The sequence below is a fragment of the Rhizobacter sp. P1_G5 genome (genome assembly GCF_056405435.1).
Map to the genome: position 1 here is coordinate 1 of NZ_JBFUCB010001122.1, position 817 is coordinate 817.

At 63.6% G+C, this 817-nt stretch carries 1 protein-coding gene; it reads right to left on the reverse strand.

Annotated elements, in window-relative coordinates:
- On the reverse strand, positions 1-817 hold an 817-nt coding region (locus tag AC1D12_RS34480; protein ID WP_477845547.1), incomplete at both ends, for a prolyl oligopeptidase family serine peptidase.

Here is an 817-nt window from a genome sequence, read left to right on the forward strand (position 1 = left end):
CGCCAGAACACGAAGGCCCACATGTCGGCATGGAGCGCATCGTCCTGCGACTTCGTGTTTCCGAAACCGTGCCCGCTTTCCGCGTCGATTCGCAGCAGCACGGGGCGTACCGATCCCGATGCCTGCAACGCAGCGGCAAACTTCGCCGGTTCCCACGGGGAGACGCGTGGATCATTCAACCCGGAAGTGATCAGCACCGCGGGATACTGGACACCGGGGCGCACGTGCTGGATCGAGTCCATCGCGTAGAGGTTCCTGAAACCACTCTCCGTCTCGATGGTTCCGAACTCCGGAATGTTCAGCGGCCCGACGGGCTGGAACTCCTGCCGCAGCGTGTTCACACCTGGAACGATGGCGATCACCCCGGCGAACAGATCGGGTCGTTCGGTGAGTGCACGCCCCAACGTGATGCCGCCGGCGGACCCTCCGAAGGCAAACAGCTTGTCCCTCGTCGTGTAGCCGCGTGCAATGAGATCTTCAGCGCAGGCAATCAGGTCGCGCCAGGAGTTGGGCTTGCTCGCGTCCTTTCCAGCGAGGCGCCATGCCTCGCCCAACTCGCCACCACCGCGGACGTGACAGTAAGCGTAGGCACCGCCGGCCTCAAGAAAACTGGCCGTGCGAAAGCTGAAGTTGGCCAGCTGCGAAATCCCGTAGGCGCCGTACGCCTGGATGACGACAACCTGCGGGCCCTTGATGTCCCTGCGGTGGATCAGCGTCTCGGGGATGCTCACGCCGTCGTGCCCTTTGGCGTCCAGGTCGTGGACCGTGTAGCGGCTGGAGTCGTAAGGCGGTGTCACACCGAGCTTCAGATCGGCAA